Source organism: uncultured Allobosea sp. (assembly GCF_945957345.1).
Lineage (GTDB): Bacteria > Pseudomonadota > Alphaproteobacteria > Rhizobiales > Beijerinckiaceae > Allobosea.
On sequence record NZ_CAMFKW010000048.1, the window covers coordinates 19,995 to 39,007 of the forward strand.

Here is a 19,013-nt window from a genome sequence, read left to right on the forward strand (position 1 = left end):
CATCAGACTGAATAATCAGTCGAATGATCTGGCCCGCGGCTGTCACGGAACGGTCGCGGCGCTGTCGTCGCGCCGCAATCCGGGCGGGCGAAGCGAGGGCCTCGCCTTATCCCGGAGCCATTCCATGCGCCTGCCGCTTATCGCCGCCCTGTTGCTGTCCTCGACCATGCTCGCAGGGGCGCAGGATGCACAGAAGGAATTCCCCTCGAAGCTCGTCGGCCATGCCTTGCTGCCGGCGAACACCATCATCCCCGCGCCGGCCGATGCGCCGGCCGATCTCAAGGTCTCCGGCAAGTTCGTCACGCCCGGCAAGCGCGTCGAGGCGGTCGGCACCGTCATGGGCACCTCCGGCGGGCGCCCGACCGGGCTCTCCACCCCCTTCGCCGGCCAGCCCGTGCAGGGCTTCTCCGGCATCCGCTCGCTCGGCAACAGCGAGTTCCTCGTGCTGACCGACAATGGTTTCGGCTCGAAAGTGAACTCGCCGGACGCGATGCTGTTCTTCCATCGCCTCAAGGCCGATTTCGGCAAGGGCGCGGTCGAGCGGCTTTCGACCACCTTCCTGCACGATCCCGACAAGAAGATTCCCTTCCGCATCGTCCATGAGGGTACCGAGAAGCGCTATCTCACTGGCGCGGATTTCGATCCCGAGTCGATCCAGCCGATCGGCGGCAAGTACTGGATCGGCGAGGAGTTCGGCCCCTATCTCATCCGCGTCGACGGCAACGGCAAGGTCGAGGCAGTGTTCGAGACGCTGGTCGACGGCAAGCCGGCCCGCTCGCCCGATCATTATGCCATCACCACGCCGGGCGCGCCGGACCAGAGCGTCGCCTTCAACGTGCGCCGCTCCAAGGGCTTTGAAGGCATGGCGCAGTCGCCGGACGGCCGCTTCCTCTATCCGCTGCTCGAAGGCCCGCTCTGGAACGCCGAGACCAAGGGCAATGAAGAGGTCGACGGCAAGGACGTGCTGCGCATCCTCGAGTTCGATGTCGCCAATGAGAAATGGACCGGCCGTTCCTGGTTCTACCCGCTCGAACTGAAGGGCAACGCCATCGGCGACTTCAACATGATCGATGTTACGACGGCGCTGATCATCGAGCGCGATAACGGCGAAGGCACCGCCGACAAGGCTTGCGCCGCCGGCCAGAAGGGCCCGGACTGCTTCCACGACCTCGCCAAGTTCAAGCGCATCGTGAAGATCGAGATGACCGAGGCGAATGTCGGCAAGCCCGTGCGCAAGGTCGGCTTCATCGACCTCATGAAGATCGCCGATCCCGACGGCAAGGCGAAGCAAGGTGCCATCGACGGCGTTCTGCCCTTCCCGTTCTTCACCATCGAGAATGTCGACGTGGTCGATCGCGCCAATGGCATCATCGTCGTCGGCAACGACAACAACCTGCCCTTCTCCTCCTCGCGCGACCCGAAGAAGGCCGACGACAACGAGCTGGTGCTCCTGTCGGTGAAAGAACTGCTCGACGCGAAGTGATCGTCCGCCGCTGGCGCGCGAAGCGAGGAAGACCTGACGGCCGGACCCGCCCGACCGTCAGGCATTCCCAGTTTGTTCTGGAAGCATCGCCGACTCGGGCGTACAATATTGGCGACCAAGCGCCTCGTGCGCGAGGCCTAGTGGTTGGATGATCGTCACCGATGGAGGTGATCATGATGACCGCGAATATGAAGACCGGACGGACGCAGGACTGGCTTAACCTGATCCTCGCCGCGCTGCTGTTCTTCTCGCCCTGGTTCATGGGCTATACCGGCGATGTGATGCCGGCGCGCAATGCCTGGATCGTCGGCGCGGTGCTCGCATTGATCGCGATTGCCGCGATTTCGGCCTTTGCCGAATGGGAGGAGTGGCTGAACCTGGCGCTCGGGCTCTGGCTGGTGGCCTCGCCCTGGATGCTCGGCTTCACGACCCATCTTCCCGCCTTCTGGAGCCATCTCGTGGTCGGCCTGCTGACCGCGGGGATTTCGGCCTGGGCGGTGTGGGATTATCGGCACGAGCCGCACGCGACGGCCTGAGAGCGTTGCTCTCCTTTCGGCTCCGGCGCGGCCTAGCTGCGTAGCGCGCCGGGGCCGCCGACCGCCGCCGGCGGGCATTTGCCCGAGATGATCATGCCCAGCACCTCGTCCTGGGTGACGTCCGCCGTGCGGGCTGTGCCAACGACCTTGCCGTTCTTCATCACCGTGACGCGGTCGGCGAGATCGAAGACGTCGTGCAGGTCGTGGCTGATCAGGAAGATGCCGATGCCCTGCTTCTTGAGCTGCAGGATCAGCTCGGCGACCTGCTTGGTCTCGGCAGGCCCGAGCGCCGCCGTCGGCTCGTCCATGATCAGCACGCGCGCGTTGAAATAGATCGCCCGCGCGATCGCGACCGACTGGCGCTGGCCACCCGAGAGCGCCTTCACCGGTTCCTTGAAGCGGCGGAAATGCGGGTTGAGCCGGCCCATCACCTTGCGGGTCTCGGCCTCCATCGTCGCATCGTCGAGCGTACCCCAGCCGGTCAGCAACTCGCGGCCGAGGAAGATATTGGCGGCGGCGTCGACATTGTCGGCCAAAGCGAGCGTCTGGTAGATCGTCTCGATGCCATGGCGCTTGGCATCGCGCGGGCTCGCGATCGTTGCTTCCTCGCCATCGACGTGGATCGTGCCGGCATCGGCCTTGTAGGCGCCGGACAGGATCTTGATCAGCGTCGACTTGCCCGCGCCGTTATGGCCGAGCAGGCCGACGACTTCGCCCGGCATCAAATCGACGCTGGCGCCATCGACCGCCTTGATGCCGCCGAAGGCGATCGAGATGTCGCGCATCTCGATCAGGGGCGTGCCTTGGCCGGGATGGGTCTCTGTGAGATCGGCTGGTTCTGAGATGCTCATCGCTCCCCCTCACCCAAGCCGCTTGCGGTAGAGCCCGTCGAGCCAGACCGCGAGCACGAGCACGATGCCGACGACGATGTTCTGCAAGGGCGCATCGACGCCGATCAGCACCATGCCGGATTGCAGCGACTGCATCACCAGCGCCCCGAGCATCGCGCCGGAGATGGTGCCGACGCCACCCGCAAGCGATGTGCCGCCGATCACCGCGGCTGCGATGACATAGAGCTCGTCCAGCGTGCCGGCGGCATTGGTCGAGGCGTTCAGGCGCGCCGTCGAGATACAGGCGGAGATGCCGACGAGCACGCCCATCAATCCGAAGACCAGCGTCAGCACCTTGCGCGTCTTGACGCCGGAAAGCTGCGCCGCCTCGGGGTTCCCCCCGATCGCGAAAACATAGCGACCGAAGCGCAGCCGGTTGGCGAGCAGGGTGATGACGACGCCGACGCCTAATGCCATCAGTACCGGCACGGCGAGCCCGTGGCCGATGCTGAGACCGCCTTCGGGCCAGGTGCCACCCTTCGCTTCGACGAGGCGCCGCGCCACACCGGCCGGCAGGGTATAGGCGTTCGCCACCATCACCATGGCCAGAACCGCGGCGCAGCCGAGCCCGGCGATGGCGATCTCGGCCCAGAGCGGGCGCAGCACGAAGCCGAAGCGCTTGCGGCGCCGGCGGATCAGCGCCGCGCCCAGGCAGATCACAGCACAAAGGCCGATGCCGATCGCCCAGGAAGCGTTGGTGCCGATCGCGCCCTCGACGCCGCCGCCGAACGGGCGGAAGCGCGAATCCATCGGCGCGATGGTCTGGCCCTGCGTGACCCACCAGGCAGCGCCGCGCCAGACCAGCAGACCGCCGAGCGTGACGATGAAGGAGGGGATAGCGAGATAGGCGATCAGCGCGCCCTGCAGCAGGCCGACGAGCCCGCCCAGCACCATCGCGAGCAACAGGCTGACCAGCCAGGTCAGCGGGTGTTCCAGGCCCCAGAGCTCCGGCAGAACCCGGACCTGCACCAGCCCGACCACCATCCCGACGAAGCCGAGCATCGAGCCGACCGAGAGGTCGATATTGCGGGTGACGATGACCAGCACCATGCCGCAGGCCATGATCGCGATCGAGGCGGTCTGGACCCAGAGATTCCACAGATTGCGCGGCGTCAGGAAAGCGCCGTCCGACAGCCAGTTGAAGCCGAGCCAGATCACTGCGAGCGCCGCCACCATGCCGATCATGCGCGGATCGAACTCGATCTCGCGCAGACGGTCGGCAAGGCCGCGCGCCTCTTGCGCCGGGCTGGCGGGCGCTGGGGCCGTTTCAGTCACAGGCCTTGACCTTGCCGGGCGCGACGCCCTGGCAGACCGCCGCTTTCGGCGCCCAGCCGGCATCGATCACGACATTGAGGTTCTCCTTCGTCACCGGCACCGGCGTCAGGAACAGCGCGGTCATCTTCTGCTTGGACGGGCCCTGGTCCCAGCTCACCGATTTCGGGATCTCGTTGAGCTTGGTGCCGCCGGCGAGTTTGAGCGCGATCTCGGCGGCGTTGCGCCCGAGTTCGCGCGCATCCTTCCAGATGGTCACGGTCTGCGTGCCCAACGCGACGCGGTTCAGCGCCGCGCGGTCGGCATCCTGGCCGGAGACCGGCACCGCGCCCGCCATGCCCTGCGCGTCCAGCGCCGCGATGGCGCCGCCGGCGGTGCCGTCATTGGCCGCGATCACGGCGTCGACCTTGTTCTGGTTGCGCGTCAGGATCTGCTCCATGTTGCGCTGGGCATTGGCGGGCAGCCATTGGTCGGTGAAGGCCTCGCCGGCATTCTTGATCTTGCCGCCGTCGATGGCGGGTTTCAGGATCTCGATCGAGCCCTGGTAGAGGAAGCCGGCATTCGGATCCTGGCTCGAGCCCTTGATGAAGACGTAGTTGCCCTGAGGCTTCGCCTTCTGGATTTCGCGCGCCATCATCCGGCCGACCTCGACATTGTCGAAGGTCAGGTAGAAGGCCTGCGGGATTTCGATCAGCCGGTCATAGCCGACGACGGCGATGCCTTCGTTCACCGCCTTCTCGACGGCGGGGCGGATCGCCTGCGCGTCCTGCGCCAGCACGATGATCGCCTTGGCGCCGCGTGCGATCAGGCTCTCGACATCGGTGAGCTGCTTGGCCGGCGAGGATTGGGCGTCGGCCGAGAGATAGGTGCCGCCGGCCTTCTCGATCGCCGCCTTGATCGCGGCCTCGTCGGTTTTCCAGCGCTCCTCCTGGAAATTGGACCAGCTGACCCCGACGACGGGCCCCTTGGACTGGGCGAAGGCGCTGGCATGAACGGATAGGGCGGCAACGGCGATGCTCGCCGCGAGGACGAAACGCTTCATCTCGATGACCTCCTGAGCTTCCTCTGCCGCAGACTCTCAGGCTTCTCCGAGCCTCCAAGGCGTCCGGCGTACGAAGCTCAGCCCAGCCGCCCGAGGCTGTCAAGCAGACGAAGGAAGGGTCAGATGGTGCGCTTGTCAGGGGAATCGCAGAGGTCGTTCTGGATGCAGCGCCCGCATTCGGGGCGCAGCGCCTTGCAGGTGTAGCGCCCGTGCAGGATCAACCAGTGATGGGCATGCCGGCCGAACTCCCCGGGAATCGCCTTCTCCAGCCCCATCTCGACCTGCAAGACGTTCTTGCCCGGCGCGATCCGGAGGCGATTGGACACGCGAAAGACATGGGTGTCGACTGCGTGCGTGATTTCGCCGAAGGCGATGTTGAGCACGACATTGGCGGTCTTGCGGCCGACGCCGGGCAGGCTCTCCAGCGCCTCGCGCGTCGCCGGCACCTCGCCGCCGAACTCGGCGATCAACTTCTCGCAGAGCGCGATCACATTCTTCGCCTTGGTGCGGAAGAGCCCGATCGTCTTGATGTAGTTGCGCACCGTCTCCTCGCCGAGCGCGAGCATCTTGGCCGGCGTATCGGCGATGGCGAAGAGCGGGCGCGTGGCCTTGTTGACGCCGGCATCGGTCGCCTGCGCCGAGAGCACGACGGCGACCAGCAGGGTGAAGGCGTTCACCGATTCCAGCTCGCCCTTGGGCTCCGGATTGGCCGCCTGGAAGCGGCTGAAGATCTCGCGGACCTCCGCCGGTTTGCGGGCGCGCGGCAACGTGATGCGCTTGGCGGGTGGGCGGGCGCGCGCGGGCCTGTTCTGCTGGTCCATCACGGCGTTATAATGCGGCTATGGACCCCGGCAAGAGCACGGCCAGTGAGATGCCTGTCAGCGGCGGCACGGATGCTTCCGAGCGCCCGGTCTTCGACGCCACGATCACGCCGCATCGCTCGCTCGGCCAGAACGGCTTCCGCATCGTTATGACGCTGGTCTGCCTTGCCAGCGTGATCTCTTCGATTCCCTTCGTCGTGCTCGGCGCCTGGCCGGTCGCCGGCTTCTTCGGCATCGACATCCTCGCGCTCTTCGTCGCCTTCCACGTCAATTTCCGGCATGCGCGGTCCTTCGAGCGCATCGTGGTGACGCCGCTGGAAATCTTCCTGCGCAAGGTCTCGCATCACGGGCGGGAAACGGTCTGGCGCTTCAATCCGGTCTGGACCCGGCTCGAGCGCCAGACGGACGAGGATTACGGCCTGCTCGGCCTGAAGCTGGTCTCGCGCGGGCAGAGCGTCGCGATCGCCTCCGCGCTCTCGCCGCATGAGCGCTCCGGCTTCGCCGATGCATTGGGCTCGGCCCTGTCGAGCGCGCGTCGCGGGCCGGACTACAACGCGCCCTGAGCAGCAACGGCCTTGGCGAGCCAGATCGTGTGGCCGCCGCAATTCGGATCCTCGACGACATGGTCGATGACCGAGAAGCCGTTCTCCGCCAGCAGCGTGCGATAGTCCTCCGGATCGAGGCTGCCATGGTAAAGCGCCTCGCCCTCGAAGCTGCCGATCGCCTCGCCATGCGAAGGGCCGCTGGTGAACATCAGGGCCGCGCCCGGCGCCGCATGCGCCGCGAAGATCCTGAACATCCCGCGCTGGTCTTCCGGCGTCAGGTGGAAGAAGGAATCCCAGGCGATCAGGCCGCCGAAGCGGCGCCCGAGCGCGAGGTGGCGCATATCGGCGACCTGCCAATCGCCATCGGGAAAGCGCTGTTGGCACAGCGCGATCATCGCCGGTGCGGAATCGACGCCGGTGACGGCATGGCCTTGCGCAAGGAAATGGCCGGCGATCGGCCGGCCGGTGCCGCAACCAATGTCGAGGATCGTGGCGTTGGGCATCACGATGGCCTTGAAACGCGCCAGCCAGGCTCCCTCGTACAAGGTCTCGCCGCGCAAGCCGTCATAGGTGGCGGCATGGCGCTGGTAGAGATCGATGACGGCGTCGGCGGGGGAGGTCATGCGCTATGAACCCTCATCCTGCGGGTGCCCGCAACCCCGCCCTTGCCAGCTTTCGGGTGGGAACGGCATGGTGGGCGCCCTAGATTCGCATCATGACGAATGATGCGAGGTTCCCATGAACGCTCATGCTTCCATGAAAACGGCGATGACCCCGACGCGCTTCTCCAATGCGGTGCTGGCGCGCGCCGCCGATTCGATGCCGAGCGAGGCCGATTTTCCCGCCGTCGCCCCCGGCTCGGACTACGACACCGTCCGGCGCATCCTCTCCTTCATCACCCATAACTGGCGCGAGCAACCGACGATCGAGGCGATCGCGGAGGCCGCCGGCGCGACCCCGACCGATGTCCATCACCTCTTCCGGCGCTGGTGCGGCCTGACGCCGAAGGCCTTCCTGCAGGCGATCACGCTCGACCATGCCAAGGGGCTGCTCTCGTCTTCGGCCAGTATCCTCGACACGGCGCTCGAAGTCGGCCTCTCCGGCCCCGGCCGCCTGCACGATCTCTTCGTGACGCATGAGGCGATGTCGCCCGGCGAGTGGAAGACCGGTGGCGAGGGGCTGAAGCTCTCCTACGGCTTCCATGCATCGCCCTTCGGCGAGGCGCTGATCGTCATCACGGAGCGCGGCCTTGCCGGCCTCGGCTGGGTCTCGAACAGCGTCGACGGCGGCAAGGTCGTCGGCGGGCGAGCCGAGGCGCTGGCCGACATGATGCGGCGCTGGCCCCATGCCGACTACCATTACGACCCGGTCCTGACCGCGCCCTATGCCGGGCGCATCTTCGAGCCCAAGGCCTGGTCGGCGGAGACGCCTTTGCGCGTCGTGCTGATCGGCACCGATTTCGAGGTGCGTGTCTGGGAGACGCTGCTGCGCATCCCCGTCGGCTGTGCCACCACCTATGGCGAGGTCGCCAGCCATATCGGCAAGCCGAGCGCGGCGCGGGCCGTCGGCACGGCGGTCGGCAAGAACCCGATCTCCTTCGTGGTGCCCTGCCACCGCGTCATCGGCAAGTCCGGCGCGCTGACCGGCTATCACTGGGGCCTGACGCGCAAGCGCGCCATCCTCGGCTGGGAGGCCGGGCAGACCGCGGCCGGCTGAGGCTGCCCTATTTCCTGAGGTACATGTCCCAGCAGGGCGAGAGCGGCACGAGGCGGCGATCCTTCCAGGCCAGCTGGAAATGCGTCGCGATTGCCGCCCGCTTGAACTCGACCGGGCATTTTGGCCGCAGGATCGCATCGGTCTCGCGCAACGCGTCGAGCATCTCGGGCGTCACCGCCGGATTGGTGCGATCGACATCGATGCCGAGCGCGACGTTGCGAGGCGGCTGGCGCTTGAGCCGATGGTTGAAGGGGTTGATGAAGTCGAGCGAAAAGAAGCCATTGAGCTGGCGCCGGTTCACCGTTTCCCAGCGTTCGATCGCATCGATCCCCTGCTGCAGTTCGAGCAGCCAGGTCGCCTGGTGATCGATTTCGGAGAACAGGATGGCGGAGGGCAGCTGGCCGCGGCGCACCAGGTCCTCATAGGCCTCCTGATACTTGGCATAGTGCTCGATCATGCTGGCCGAACGGCTGGCGAGGATCGGCTTGAGGCTGACGCGGCCGAGCGGCCCCACATCCGGCACGTCGAGCGCCGTATAGCGCGGCGCGGCGATCAGCGCGCGCGCTCCGCGTTCGAAGAAGATCACTGCGCTCGGCAGCGCAACCGCCATCACAAGCACCAGCACATAGGGCCGGAGCGGATCACCGTAGCGCAGGCGATAATCGCAGAGCACCAGTAGCAGCACCGGCCATAGGCCGACGAATTCGAGCGAACCGCTGTTTTGCGTTTCGCCGAGGATGAGCGCGAAAAGGCTCGCGCAGAGCCAGCCCAACGGCGAGGCCAGCAGGCCCGGCAGGGTGACGCCCGGCCCTCGCTTGGTCGCCAGGGCGAGAACGCCGATCAGCAGAAGGCAAGGCACGATCACGTTGAACTTGATCGAGGCCAGGGTGAAGAAGCGCGAGACGAAGGAGGCGGAATTGAGCGCGGCCAGCGTCAGCACGTCTTCGAGATAGGCATGGACCAGCCCTGCCGTGAGTTCCAGCACGCACAGCACGGCAATGACCGTGACCGCCGCGAGCAGCGCCTCGCGGAAGCGCATACGACCGGCCAGGACGGCATAGCCGACGAGGACGGCGCCCGAGACCGGCCCCGTCACCTTGATCAGGAAGAGCGACGTCATCAGCAGGATGACGAGGAGCGTCAGCAGAACGCGGCTCTCGACGAAGATCAGGGCCGCCAGCAGCAGATAGAGCAGCAGGGCGACATGGCGGTTGTAGTAGCCGAAGCCGTCGAAACCTGGCGACGGGTAGAGGCTGTGCAGGTTGATCGGCAGCGAGGCGAGGAACAGGAAGGGCACGAGCAGCCCCAGCGCCACGCCGCGCGAGCGGCGGTCGACATCCCTCATGATCAGCATCATCAGCGGCAATGCCACGGGCAGCACTGCCCAATTGGCCAGGAGCGCCGGCTGCGCCTGCGGGAACAGCAGGCCCATCCAGCTGGCCAGATAGAAGCCGAGCGGGCCGATCGAGGTGAAGAAGTCGATATTGGGGATCTGCCCGAGCCGGATCCGCTGGATGGCATCCAGATAGATATCGGTGTCCCAGTAGTTCGGGCCGAGCGGCAGGCGCACCGGCAGGGCGAGGCCGGCGATGACGAAGACGAGGAAGACGGCCATCCACATGGACGGCCTCGTCGCCAGCCTCAGCCACAAGGTCTGCGCCCCCGGCGGCATCGCATGCGAGTCCTTCGCATCAATGATCGTCATCGTTCCGTCCCACTCGATCAGTGGGACGTTACGACAAAATCCTTACTTGAACGCTTCCATGCAACCCATAATTGCGCCTTCCGATCCGCTGCGCGCTCAGAGCAGCCCGCGCCCGGCGAGATGGCGCATCAGATGCGAGGCGCCATAGGTCCAGGGCGCGCATGCGTCGGTGCGTTTCATCCGGTTGACGAGGCTGCCGAGCTCTGGCGCGGCGATGGTGACGATGTCCCCGTATTTATGGGTGAAGCCGCCGCCCGGCGCATCGCGATCCTTGATCGGCGCGAACATGGTCCCGAGATAGAGCGCCGCCCCGTCCGGATACTGGTGATGCGGGCCGATCATCTGCGCCGCGAGATCGGCCGGGTCGCGGCTGATTCTGGCGATCGAGGAGGAGCCCTCCAGCCTGAAGCCGTCCTCGCCCTCGACCGTCAGCGTCACCGTGGTCCGGCGGACATGGTCGAGCGTGAAGCCGGCATCGAACAGGCGGATGAAGGGGCCGACCGCGGCGGCGGCGTTGTTGTCCTTGGCCTTGCCGAGCAGCAGCGCCGAGCGGCCTTCGACATCGCGCAGGTTGACGTCGTTGCCGAGCGTGGCGCCGACGATGCGTCCGTCGGAGGCCACGATCAGCACGATCTCGGGCTCGGGATTGTTCCAGCTCGAGGCCGGATGCAGGCCGGCATCCGCCCCGGTGCCGACCGTCGACATTGGCGGCGCCTTGGTGAAGATCTCGGCATCCGGCCCGATCCCGACTTCGAGATACTGGCTCCAGGCGCCCTGCTTGATCAGCACCTCCTTGAGATGCATCGCCTCGGGCGAGCCGGGCTTGAGCTTCGAGAGATCGTCGCCGATGAGCTTGCCGATCTCCTCGCGGATCGTCGCTGCGGCGGCCGGGTTGCCGCGCGCTTTCTCCTCGATGACGCGTTCCAGCATCGAGACCGCGAAGGTCACGCCGGCGGCCTTCACAGCCTGCAGGTCGAGCGGCGAGAGCAGCCAGGGGCGGTTCGGATCGCGGCCGTCCACGGGCGTATTGGCGAGGATATCGGCAAGCGAGCCGATCGTCTCGCCGTCGGCAGCCCGCAGCGCGGCGGCCGGATCGGCGTTTTCGCAGAGGTCGCGGCTGGTCGGGAAGCTCCGGGTCACGTCGACGACCTGCCCGCCGCGGAGCGTCACCACGGCCGGTCCGCCCAGATCAGGGCGCCAGACGCGGCCTGCGAGCGTGGCGGCATCGGCATCCGCGGGCAGGGTCGCGGTCAGGGCAAGATCGAGGCGGGGCATGGCGGCATCCACAGGCGGATTCGGATCGGGAGCGCAGATCAGCCGGTTATGCGCCAATGTGCAAGCGAGAGCCCGTCATGGAGCTCGATTGCCTTTGGACCGAGACCATAGGCGGATTGCGCGGGCCGTCATCGATTTGTCATTGAAATGTCGCCTGCGCTTCATGCTAGCTTGCGCACCAACGACAAGAACCGCGGCGCGCCCGCGCGCGGAAGGGAGACACCCCATGACCATCAAGACGCGCATCCTGATGTCGGTTGCGGCTTTTGCGCTGGCTGGCGCCTCGCCTGCGCTGGCCCAGACCGAGATCCAGTGGTGGCACGCGCTGACCGGCGCGAACAACGACGTCGTCGTCAAGCTCGCCGAGGACTTCAACGCCTCGCAGAAGGACTACAAGGTCGTCCCCGTCTACAAGGGCTCCTATCCCGACACGCTGAACGCCGGTATCGCCGCCTTCCGTGCCGGCCAGGCGCCGCACATCCTGCAGGTTTTCGAGGTCGGCACCGGCACGATGATGTCGGCCAAGGGCGCGATCAAGCCGGTCTACGAGGTGATGAAGGAGGCGGGCGAGAAGTTCGATCCGAACGCCTATCTGCCCGCGATCACCGGCTATTACTCGACGGCCAAGGGCGACATGCTCTCGATGCCGTTCAACTCGTCGTCGATGGTGATGTGGTACAACAAGGACGCCTTCAAGAAGGCTGGCCTCGACCCGGCCAAGCCGCCGAAGACCTGGCCCGAGACCTTCGAGGCCGCCAAGAAGCTGAAGGCCGCCGGCTACGACAAGTGCGGCGTCTCGAACGCCTGGGCGACCTGGGCCAATATCGAGCAGTTCGGCGCCTGGCATAACGTGGCGCTCTCGACCAAGGTCAACGGCATGGCCGGCTTCGACGCCGTGCTGAACTTCAACAAGAGCCCGGCCTTCCTGAAGCACTGGACCAATCTGGTCGAGCTGCAGAAGGACAAGACCTATGACTATTCCGGCCGCACCAACAATGGCGAAGGCCGCTTCACCTCGGGCGAATGCCCGATCTTCCTGACCTCCTCGGGCTTCTTCGGCAACGTCAAGGCGAACGCCAAGTTCGACTGGGGCAATGCCCCGATGCCGTATTATCCGGATGTGCAGGGCGCCCCGCAGAACTCGATCATCGGTGGCGCTTCGCTCTGGGTGATGGGCGGCAAGAAGGCGAACGAATACAAGGGCGTCGCCAAGTTCTTCACCTTCCTCTCGGATGTCGACCGCCAGGTGAAGCTGCACACCGAGTCGGGCTACCTGCCGATCACCAAGGCGGCCTATGAGAAGGTCAAGGCGTCCGGCTTCTACAAGGACAAGCCCTATCTCGAGACCCCGATCCTCGAATTGACCAACAAGACCCCGACCGACAACTCGAAGGGCCTGCGCTATGGCAGCCTCGTCCAGATCCGCGACATCTGGTCGGAGGAGCTGGAGGCGGCGCTGAACGGCCAGAAGTCGCCGCAGGCGGCGCTGGATGCGGCGGTCGAGCGCGGCAACCAGATGCTGCGCCAGTTCGAGCGCACCGCAGCCCGCTGAGCCGCCAGGGCGTGCAAACCTAAGGCCATCCCGGACACTCTCCGTCCGGGATGGCCATCTCGTTCCAGGGAAGCCGATGCAGAAGAACGCATATTTCAAGGGGCTGACGATCCCCTTCCTGCTGCTTCTGCCGCAGCTCGTGATCACAGTCCTGTTCTTCTACTGGCCGGCGAGCCAGGCGGTCTGGCAGAGCTTCCTCCTGGAAGACGCCTTCGGCACCTCGACCGAATTCGTCTGGTTCGAGAATTACCAGCTGCTCTTCGCCGATCCCGGCTATCTCAAGGCCTTCATCAACACCGCGGTCTTCTCGACCTTCGTCTGCGTGTTTTCGCTCTCGATCGCGCTGCTCTTCGCCGTGATGGCGGACCGGCAGATCCGCGGTGCCGAGATCTACAAGACCCTGCTGATCTGGCCCTACGCCGTGGCCCCCGCCATTGCCGGCGTGCTCTGGATCTTCATGTTCGACCCCTCGCTCGGCATGCTGGCGCGCGGCCTGCAGTCGCTGGGCGTGCCCTGGAATCCGCGCCTCAACGGCAACCATGCGATGCTGCTGGTCATCCTCGCGGCGACATGGAAGCAGATCAGCTACAATTTCCTGTTCTTCCTCGCCGGGCTGCAGTCGATCCCCAAGAGCGTGATCGAGGCGGCCGTGATCGATGGTGCCCGGCCCATGCGCCGGTTCTGGACGATCGTCTTCCCGCTGCTTTCGCCGACGACCTTCTTCCTGCTCGTCGTCAACATCGTCTATGTCTTCTTCGACACCTTCGGCATCATCGACACCGTCACCGGCGGCGGGCCCTCGGGCGCGACCGAGACGCTGGTCTACAAGGTCTTCTCCGATGGCAAGGGCGGCTCGAATCTCGGCGGCTCGGCGGCGCAGTCGGTGATCCTCCTGATCATGGTGATCGGGCTGACCGCGGTGCAGTTCCGCTTCATCGAGCGCAAGGTCAGCTACTGATGGCCTCCGTGCTCTGGATGGATCTCACCGCCGAGGAGCTGCGTGCCAAGGCGGCTAAGGACACGATCGTCGTCCTGCCTGTCGCCTCGATCGAGCAGCATGGCCCGCACTTGCCGGTCGGCGTCGACACGATCCTGTGCGGCGGCGTCTGCAAGGCGGCGGCCGAGCAGGCCAGCGATGTCGACGTCGTCGTCGCGCCGACGCTCTGGTGCGGCATGGCCGAGCATCACATGGCCTTCGGCGGCACCTTCACCTTCGACATCCCGACCTATCGCGCGGTGCTGCTCGCCTTCCTCAAGAGCATCGAGCGCCACGGCTTCCATCGCGTCCTGATCGTCAACGGCCATGGCGGTAACATCGCCGCGCTCACCGCCTTCCTGCCCGATTTCGCCCGCGAGACCCGGCTGCATGTCGAGGCGACCACCTATTTCCTGCTGGCGCAGGACGCCTTTCCGCCGCTGCTGGAAGACCAGAAGGGCGTCCAGCATGCCTGCGAGGTCGAGACATCGATGATGATGGTGCTGGCGCCGGGCTCGGTGCGCGAGCCGCGCTTGGCCGAGGCCTTCGGTGCGCGCGATGGCCTGCCGGGACGCCCGACCGTCTCGCGTCATCGCTCCTTCCGGGAGGTGACCGAGACCGGGGTGATCGGCGATGCGCGTCGCGCCACGCCCGCGAAGGGGCAGGCCTGCCTCGACGCCTGCGCCGATGCGCTGGCCGGATTGCTGCGCGAGATGGGGAGGGCCGCCTGATGGTCGAAGACCGCCGCATGGGCGACCTGATCGCCTATGTCATCCTGACGATCGGCGTGCTGATTGTCGCCTTTCCGGTCTGGCTCACCTTCGTCGCCTCGACCTGGGATGCCTCGACCGTGATCAACGGCGAGATGCCGCTCTATCCCGGCCCGTATTTCCTGGAAAATTACAAGCGCATTCTCTTCGTCGGCACGTCGAGCACGACGCGCGAGCCGGTGGCCGTGATGATGCTGAATTCCTTCATCATGGCGATCACGATCGCCTTGGGTAAGATCTTCATCTCCGTGCTCTCGGCCTATGCGGTGGTCTATTACCGCTTCCCGTTCCGCATGGCGGCATTCTGGATCATCTTCATCACGCTGATGCTCCCGGTCGAGGTCCGCATCTTCCCGACCTTCAAGATCGTTTCCGATCTCAACATGCTCGACACCTATCAGGGCCTCGCGATCCCGCTGATCGCCTCGGCGACGGGCACGCTGCTGTTCCGGCAGTTCTTCATGACGATCCCCGACGAATTGCTCGAAGCCTCGAAGATCGACGGCGCCGGCCCCTTCAAGTTCTTCAAGGACACGCTGATCCCGCTCTCTATGACGACGATCGCGGCGCTCTTCGTCATCCAGTTCATCTATGGCTGGAACCAGTATCTCTGGCCGCTGCTGGTGACGACGAAGGACTCGATGCAGACCATCGTCATCGCCATCAAGAAGATGATCGTCACCGCCGACGCTCTGACGGAATGGCAGCTCGCCATGGCCACGGCCATGCTGGCGATGCTGCCGCCCGTCTTCGTCGTCATCGCCATGCAGAGGCTCTTCGTGAAGGGCCTGGTCGAAACCGAGAAGTAATCCGCGAATGGCCCAGGTCACTCTCAGCAACGTCAAGAAGGTCTATGCCGGCGGCGTCGAAGCCGTGAAAGGCGTCTCCTTCGACATCCCCGATGGCGGCTTCTGCGTGCTCGTCGGCCCCTCCGGCTGCGGCAAGTCCACGCTTTTGCGCATGGTCGCGGGGCTCGAGACGATCTCGCACGGTGAGGTCGCGATCGGCGAGCGCGTCGTCAACCAGGTCGAGCCGGCCGATCGCGACATCGCGATGGTCTTCCAGAACTATGCGCTCTACCCGCATATGAACATCTACGACAACATGGCCTATGGCCTGCGCAATCGCGGCACGCCCAAGGACGAGATCGACAAGCGCGTGAAGGAAGCCGCGCGCATCCTCGCGATCGAGCCCTTCCTGGAACGCCGGCCGCGCCAGCTCTCCGGCGGCCAGCGCCAGCGCGTCGCCATGGGCCGCGCCATCGTGCGCAAGCCCCAGGTCTTCCTCTTCGACGAACCGCTTTCGAACCTCGACGCGAAACTCCGCGTGCAGATGCGTGTCGAGATCAAGAAACTGCAGCGCGCGCTCGGCGTCACCGCGATCTACGTCACCCACGACCAGGTCGAGGCGATGACGCTGTCCGACAAGCTGGTGGTGATGAATGCCGGCCAGGTCGAGCAGATCGGCCTGCCGGCCGAGGTCTATCGCAAGCCGGCGAGCAAGTTCGTTGCGACCTTCATCGGCTCGCCGCCGATGAACATCCTGCCCGGCGCGGTCGACGGCCACGGCATCGTCGCACTCGGCGACGCCATCATCGAGGTCCGCGACCTCAGAGAGGACCTGGCGGTGCAGGCGCCGGTCGAGGTCGGCTTGCGTCCCGAGGATGTCGAGATCGCCTCGGAAGGGCAGGCGGGCTCGCTGCCCTTCGATGTCGAGTTCATCGAGGAACTCGGCGCGACCCAGCTCTTCCACGGCAAGCTCGCCGGCCAGCCCTTCGTGATGCAGGCGGCGACCGGCGAGGTCGCGGCGCAGGAAGGCCGGCTCTGGATCACCGTCGATCCCGACAAGGTCCATGTCTTCGATCCGAAGACGGGGGCAAGGCTCGGGAAGGGCTGACACGCTCTTTCAGTCATGGTCGGGCTTGTCCCGACCATCCACGTCTTCCTTCCTTTTCCGGGGCTGGTGTTCAAGACGTGGATGCTCGCCACAAGGGCGAGCATGACGGCGGTGTTTCCTCCGCGGCTGAATACGCCTCAAGCCGCCAGATCGGCCACCAGCGCATCCAGCAGCAGTGCGCCGTCAGGCGTCGCCGCGAGACGGCCGCCTGCGCGCTCCATCAGCAGCTTCTCGTCGATCAGGCTGGCGACGCGCTGGGCATTGAGCGCGCGACCCGCGAGAGCCTTGAACACCTGCGGATCGATGCCCTCGACGAGGCGAAGCCCCATCAGCAGGTATTCGTCGCCCTGCGCTTCCTCGCTGAGGCGCTCGTCCTCGACCAGGGCGTGGCCCTCGGCCTCGACGCGCTCCAGCCAGACCTCCGGCCGCTTCTCGGTCGAATGCGCCATCCGGCCTTCCGCCGTCACCAGCCGGCCATGGGCGCCGGGGCCGATGCCGGCATATTCGCCATAATGCCAGTAGACGAGGTTGTGCCGGCATTCGGCGCCAGGCCGGGCATGGTTCGAGATCTCGTAGACCGGCAGGCCGTGCTTGGCCGTGATCTCTTGCGTCGTCTCGTAGAGCGCGGCGCCCGCATCATGATCGGGGATGGCGAGCTTGCCGGCGCGGAACAGGCGCTCGAAGGCGGTGCCGGGCTCGATGGTGAGCTGGTAGAGCGAGAGATGCTCGGCCGCATGGCTGATCGCCAGCTCCAGCTCGGCACGCCACAAGGCGGGCGTCTGCAAGGGCGAGCGGGCATAGATCAGGTCGAAGGAATAGCGCTCGAAATACTGGCGCGCGATCGCTACCGCGGCGAGGGCCTCCTCGGCTGAATGCATCCGGCCCAGCGCCTTGAGATCGGCATCGTTCAGTGCCTGCACGCCGAGCGAGACGCGGTTGACGCCGGCTGCCCGGAAATCGCGGAAGCGCCTGGCCTCGACGCTGGTCGGGTTGGCCTCGAGCGAGACCTCGCAATTGGGATCGACTGTCCAGTGCTCGCCGATGGCGTCGAGGATTGCGCCGACCGTGCGGCCTTCCATCAGCGAGGGCGTGCCGCCGCCGAAGAAGATCGAGGAGACCGTGCGGCCCGGCACCAGCGCCGCGCGATGCGCGATCTCGCGGCGGAAGGCGGCGATATAGCGCTGCTGGTCCGGCGGCTGCAGCCGGACATGGCTGTTGAAGTCGCAATAGGGGCATTTGGCCAGGCAGAACGGCCAATGCACATAGACGGCGAAGCCCGCATCCGCGGTCGGATGCAGGAGCGATGGCCGCTCGGTCAGGGCGGCCGGCGCGCTCAAGCCGGCTTCCTCAGGCAGGCGGCAGCGAGCACATGGAAAGCGCGCGCGCGATGCGACAGGCCGGGCGAGCCATCGGCCGGGATGCCGTGTTTTTCCTCAGCGCTCATCTCGCCGAAGGTCTTGGAGTGGCCATCGGGCAGGAAGATCGGGTCATAGCCGAAGCCGCCGAGGCCGCGCGCCTGCTCGGTCACCGTGCCGAAGACGCGGCCTTCGAACAATTCCTGATGCCCATCCGGCCAGGCGATCACCAGTGCCGAGACGAAATGCGCCTTGCGCTTGTCCGGCGTGATGGCGCCGCGCTTGGCGAGCTCCATCTGCACGCGCCCGATCGCCGGGGCGAAATCCTTGCCCGGTCCCGCCCAGTTGGCCGAGAACAGGCCGGGTGCGCCGTCGAGCGCGTCGATGCAGATGCCGGAATCGTCGGAGAGCGCCGGCAGACCACTGGCGCTCGCCGCGGCGACCGCCTTGATCGCCGCGTTCTCCGAGAACATGGTGCCATCCTCGACCGGCTCCGGCAGGCCGAGTTCGCCTGCCGAGACCAACTCGATACCATAGGGCGCCAGCAACGCGCGCATCTCGCGCAGCTTGCCCTGGTTATGGGTCGCGATCACGACCTTGCCGGTGAGGAGGCGGTGCGGGCTCATGGTCAGGCCACCGCGGCCTTCTGCAGCGTGACGAGCTTGGCGACGCCGCCCTTGGCGAGCTTCAGCAGCGAGAGAAGCTCCTCCTCGGAGAAGGGGGCGCCTTCGGCCGTGCCCTGCACCTCGACGATGCCGCCGGAGCCGGTGATCACGAAATTCGCGTCGGTCTGGGCGCCGGAATCCTCGACATAGTCGAGATCGATCACCGGGTTGCCGGCGACGATCCCGCAGGAGATCGCGGCGACATGGTCCTTCAGCGGGTTCGTGCCCTTGAGCAGGCCGCGCCCTTCCATCCATTTCAGCGCATCGTGCAGCGCGACCCAGGCGCCGGTGATCGAGGCCGTACGCGTGCCGCCATCGGCCTGCAGCACGTCGCAATCGACAACGATCTGGCGCTCGCCGATCGCTGTGAGATCGACGACGGCGCGAAGCGAGCGGCCGATCAGGCGCTGGATTTCCTGCGTGCGACCGGAGGGCTTGCCGGAGGTGACCTCGCGGCGCGTGCGCTCATGCGTGGCGCGCGGCAGCATCGAATATTCGGCGGTGACCCAGCCCT

The 19,013-nt window shown here is 66.1% G+C and carries 19 protein-coding genes; 9 read left to right on the forward strand and 10 right to left on the reverse strand.

Features of this window, described 5'->3' with window-relative positions; translation table 11 throughout:
* Nucleotides 1–124: 124 nt before the first annotated feature.
* Both Q0Q36_RS20145 and Q0Q36_RS20150 read left to right on the forward strand, forming a co-directional pair.
* The gene (locus Q0Q36_RS20145) at nucleotides 125–1,483 is read left to right on the forward strand and encodes an esterase-like activity of phytase family protein (RefSeq protein WP_293800806.1); all 1,359 of its coding nucleotides are present in this window, start codon (nucleotides 125–127) and stop codon (nucleotides 1,481–1,483) included.
* A 173-nt stretch (nucleotides 1,484–1,656) separates the two neighbouring features.
* Nucleotides 1,657–2,019: an SPW repeat protein gene (locus Q0Q36_RS20150; protein WP_293800808.1), complete on the forward strand. Its 363-nt coding sequence runs from the start codon at nucleotides 1,657–1,659 to the stop codon at nucleotides 2,017–2,019.
* Between the two features lie 32 nt (nucleotides 2,020–2,051).
* Here the strand turns inward: Q0Q36_RS20150 and Q0Q36_RS20155 are convergent, their stop codons facing one another.
* The 4 genes from Q0Q36_RS20155 to nth form a co-directional block, all read right to left on the reverse strand.
* Nucleotides 2,052–2,870: an ATP-binding cassette domain-containing protein gene (locus Q0Q36_RS20155; protein ID WP_293800810.1), complete on the reverse strand. Its 819-nt coding sequence runs from the start codon at nucleotides 2,868–2,870 to the stop codon at nucleotides 2,052–2,054.
* A gap of 9 nt (nucleotides 2,871–2,879) precedes the next feature.
* A complete protein-coding gene (locus tag Q0Q36_RS20160; RefSeq protein ID WP_293800812.1) occupies nucleotides 2,880–4,184 on the reverse strand; it encodes a sugar ABC transporter permease in 1,305 nt (434 codons plus the stop codon).
* The gene (gene xylF / locus Q0Q36_RS20165; protein ID WP_293800814.1) at nucleotides 4,177–5,223 is read right to left on the reverse strand and encodes a D-xylose ABC transporter substrate-binding protein; all 1,047 of its coding nucleotides are present in this window, start codon (nucleotides 5,221–5,223) and stop codon (nucleotides 4,177–4,179) included. Before xylF ends, Q0Q36_RS20160 begins: the two co-directional genes overlap by 8 nt.
* A 119-nt stretch (nucleotides 5,224–5,342) precedes the next feature.
* A complete protein-coding gene (gene nth / locus Q0Q36_RS20170; RefSeq protein WP_293800816.1) occupies nucleotides 5,343–6,044 on the reverse strand; it encodes an endonuclease III in 702 nt (233 codons plus the stop codon).
* A 50-nt stretch (nucleotides 6,045–6,094) separates the two neighbouring features.
* On the opposite strand from nth, the gene Q0Q36_RS20175 reads away from it, so the two are divergent.
* Nucleotides 6,095–6,607: a DUF2244 domain-containing protein gene (locus Q0Q36_RS20175; protein WP_293800818.1), complete on the forward strand. Its 513-nt coding sequence runs from the start codon at nucleotides 6,095–6,097 to the stop codon at nucleotides 6,605–6,607.
* Here Q0Q36_RS20175 and Q0Q36_RS20180 read toward each other — a convergent pair.
* Entirely contained in the window at nucleotides 6,592–7,212 is a 621-nt protein-coding gene (locus Q0Q36_RS20180) for a class I SAM-dependent methyltransferase (RefSeq protein WP_293800820.1), read from the reverse strand. The two genes, Q0Q36_RS20175 and Q0Q36_RS20180, sit on opposite strands and share 16 nt — an antisense overlap.
* A gap of 196 nt (nucleotides 7,213–7,408) precedes the next feature.
* Here Q0Q36_RS20180 and Q0Q36_RS20185 point away from each other — a divergent pair, with 196 nt between their 5' ends.
* Nucleotides 7,409–8,305, forward strand: coding sequence for a methylated-DNA--[protein]-cysteine S-methyltransferase (locus Q0Q36_RS20185; RefSeq protein WP_293800845.1), 897 nt, complete (start codon nucleotides 7,409–7,411; stop codon nucleotides 8,303–8,305).
* 7 nt (nucleotides 8,306–8,312) lie between these two features.
* On the opposite strand, the gene Q0Q36_RS20190 is transcribed toward Q0Q36_RS20185, so the two are convergent.
* On the reverse strand, nucleotides 8,313–10,010 hold the full coding sequence (locus tag Q0Q36_RS20190) for a hypothetical protein (RefSeq protein WP_293800822.1): 1,698 nt from the start codon (nucleotides 10,008–10,010) through the stop codon (nucleotides 8,313–8,315).
* 96 nt (nucleotides 10,011–10,106) lie between these two features.
* The gene (locus tag Q0Q36_RS20195) at nucleotides 10,107–11,285 is read right to left on the reverse strand and encodes a fumarylacetoacetate hydrolase family protein (RefSeq protein WP_293800824.1); all 1,179 of its coding nucleotides are present in this window, start codon (nucleotides 11,283–11,285) and stop codon (nucleotides 10,107–10,109) included.
* 226 nt (nucleotides 11,286–11,511) lie between these two features.
* Here Q0Q36_RS20195 and ugpB point away from each other — a divergent pair, with 226 nt between their 5' ends.
* The 5 genes from ugpB to Q0Q36_RS20220 all read left to right on the forward strand — a co-directional run bounded on the left by ugpB (nucleotide 11,512) and on the right by Q0Q36_RS20220 (nucleotide 16,479).
* Nucleotides 11,512–12,837 (forward strand): sn-glycerol-3-phosphate ABC transporter substrate-binding protein UgpB, encoded by a 1,326-nt coding sequence (gene ugpB / locus Q0Q36_RS20200; RefSeq protein ID WP_293800826.1) that lies wholly within the window; start codon nucleotides 11,512–11,514, stop codon nucleotides 12,835–12,837.
* Nucleotides 12,838–12,913: 76 nt separating this feature from the next.
* On the forward strand, nucleotides 12,914–13,795 hold the full coding sequence (ugpA, locus tag Q0Q36_RS20205; protein WP_293800828.1) for a sn-glycerol-3-phosphate ABC transporter permease UgpA: 882 nt from the start codon (nucleotides 12,914–12,916) through the stop codon (nucleotides 13,793–13,795).
* Entirely contained in the window at nucleotides 13,795–14,544 is a 750-nt protein-coding gene (locus tag Q0Q36_RS20210) for a creatininase family protein (RefSeq protein WP_293800830.1), read from the forward strand. Before ugpA ends, Q0Q36_RS20210 begins: the two co-directional genes overlap by 1 nt.
* Entirely contained in the window at nucleotides 14,544–15,392 is an 849-nt protein-coding gene (gene ugpE, locus Q0Q36_RS20215) for a sn-glycerol-3-phosphate ABC transporter permease UgpE (protein WP_293800832.1), read from the forward strand. The genes Q0Q36_RS20210 and ugpE overlap by 1 nt, the downstream gene beginning before the upstream one ends.
* 7 nt (nucleotides 15,393–15,399) lie before the next feature.
* A complete protein-coding gene (locus Q0Q36_RS20220) occupies nucleotides 15,400–16,479 on the forward strand; it encodes a sn-glycerol-3-phosphate import ATP-binding protein UgpC (protein WP_293800833.1) in 1,080 nt (359 codons plus the stop codon).
* Between the two features lie 137 nt (nucleotides 16,480–16,616).
* On the opposite strand, the gene hemW is transcribed toward Q0Q36_RS20220, so the two are convergent.
* The 3 genes from hemW to rph form a co-directional block, all read right to left on the reverse strand.
* The gene (gene hemW, locus Q0Q36_RS20225) at nucleotides 16,617–17,816 is read right to left on the reverse strand and encodes a radical SAM family heme chaperone HemW (protein ID WP_293800835.1); all 1,200 of its coding nucleotides are present in this window, start codon (nucleotides 17,814–17,816) and stop codon (nucleotides 16,617–16,619) included.
* Entirely contained in the window at nucleotides 17,813–18,460 is a 648-nt protein-coding gene (gene rdgB / locus Q0Q36_RS20230; protein WP_293800837.1) for an RdgB/HAM1 family non-canonical purine NTP pyrophosphatase, read from the reverse strand. Before rdgB ends, hemW begins: the two co-directional genes overlap by 4 nt.
* A gap of 2 nt (nucleotides 18,461–18,462) precedes the next feature.
* Nucleotides 18,463–19,013: ribonuclease PH (gene rph / locus Q0Q36_RS20235; RefSeq protein ID WP_293800839.1), on the reverse strand; the 551-nt coding region annotated here is incomplete at its 5' end.

What these genes read in the sequence shown, in the direction of transcription:
- Q0Q36_RS20190 (WP_293800822.1), bottom strand. Translation starts at nt 10,010, where the DNA reads ATGACGATCATTGATGCGAAGGACTCGCATGCGATGCCGCCGGGGGCG.
- Q0Q36_RS20220 (WP_293800833.1), top strand. Translation starts at nt 15,400, where the DNA reads ATGGCCCAGGTCACTCTCAGCAACGTCAAGAAGGTCTATGCCGGCGGC.
- ugpA (WP_293800828.1), top strand. Translation starts at nt 12,914, where the DNA reads ATGCAGAAGAACGCATATTTCAAGGGGCTGACGATCCCCTTCCTGCTG.
- Q0Q36_RS20180 (WP_293800820.1), bottom strand. Translation starts at nt 7,212, where the DNA reads ATGACCTCCCCCGCCGACGCCGTCATCGATCTCTACCAGCGCCATGCC.
- nth (WP_293800816.1), bottom strand. Translation starts at nt 6,044, where the DNA reads ATGGACCAGCAGAACAGGCCCGCGCGCGCCCGCCCACCCGCCAAGCGC.
- ugpE (WP_293800832.1), top strand. Translation starts at nt 14,544, where the DNA reads ATGGTCGAAGACCGCCGCATGGGCGACCTGATCGCCTATGTCATCCTG.
- rdgB (WP_293800837.1), bottom strand. Translation starts at nt 18,460, where the DNA reads ATGAGCCCGCACCGCCTCCTCACCGGCAAGGTCGTGATCGCGACCCAT.
- Q0Q36_RS20185 (WP_293800845.1), top strand. Translation starts at nt 7,409, where the DNA reads ATGCCGAGCGAGGCCGATTTTCCCGCCGTCGCCCCCGGCTCGGACTAC.
- Q0Q36_RS20175 (WP_293800818.1), top strand. Translation starts at nt 6,095, where the DNA reads ATGCCTGTCAGCGGCGGCACGGATGCTTCCGAGCGCCCGGTCTTCGAC.
- Q0Q36_RS20155 (WP_293800810.1), bottom strand. Translation starts at nt 2,870, where the DNA reads ATGAGCATCTCAGAACCAGCCGATCTCACAGAGACCCATCCCGGCCAA.
- Q0Q36_RS20145 (WP_293800806.1), top strand. Translation starts at nt 125, where the DNA reads ATGCGCCTGCCGCTTATCGCCGCCCTGTTGCTGTCCTCGACCATGCTC.
- Q0Q36_RS20150 (WP_293800808.1), top strand. Translation starts at nt 1,657, where the DNA reads ATGATGACCGCGAATATGAAGACCGGACGGACGCAGGACTGGCTTAAC.
- Q0Q36_RS20210 (WP_293800830.1), top strand. Translation starts at nt 13,795, where the DNA reads ATGGCCTCCGTGCTCTGGATGGATCTCACCGCCGAGGAGCTGCGTGCC.
- Q0Q36_RS20195 (WP_293800824.1), bottom strand. Translation starts at nt 11,285, where the DNA reads ATGCCCCGCCTCGATCTTGCCCTGACCGCGACCCTGCCCGCGGATGCC.
- ugpB (WP_293800826.1), top strand. Translation starts at nt 11,512, where the DNA reads ATGACCATCAAGACGCGCATCCTGATGTCGGTTGCGGCTTTTGCGCTG.
- xylF (WP_293800814.1), bottom strand. Translation starts at nt 5,223, where the DNA reads ATGAAGCGTTTCGTCCTCGCGGCGAGCATCGCCGTTGCCGCCCTATCC.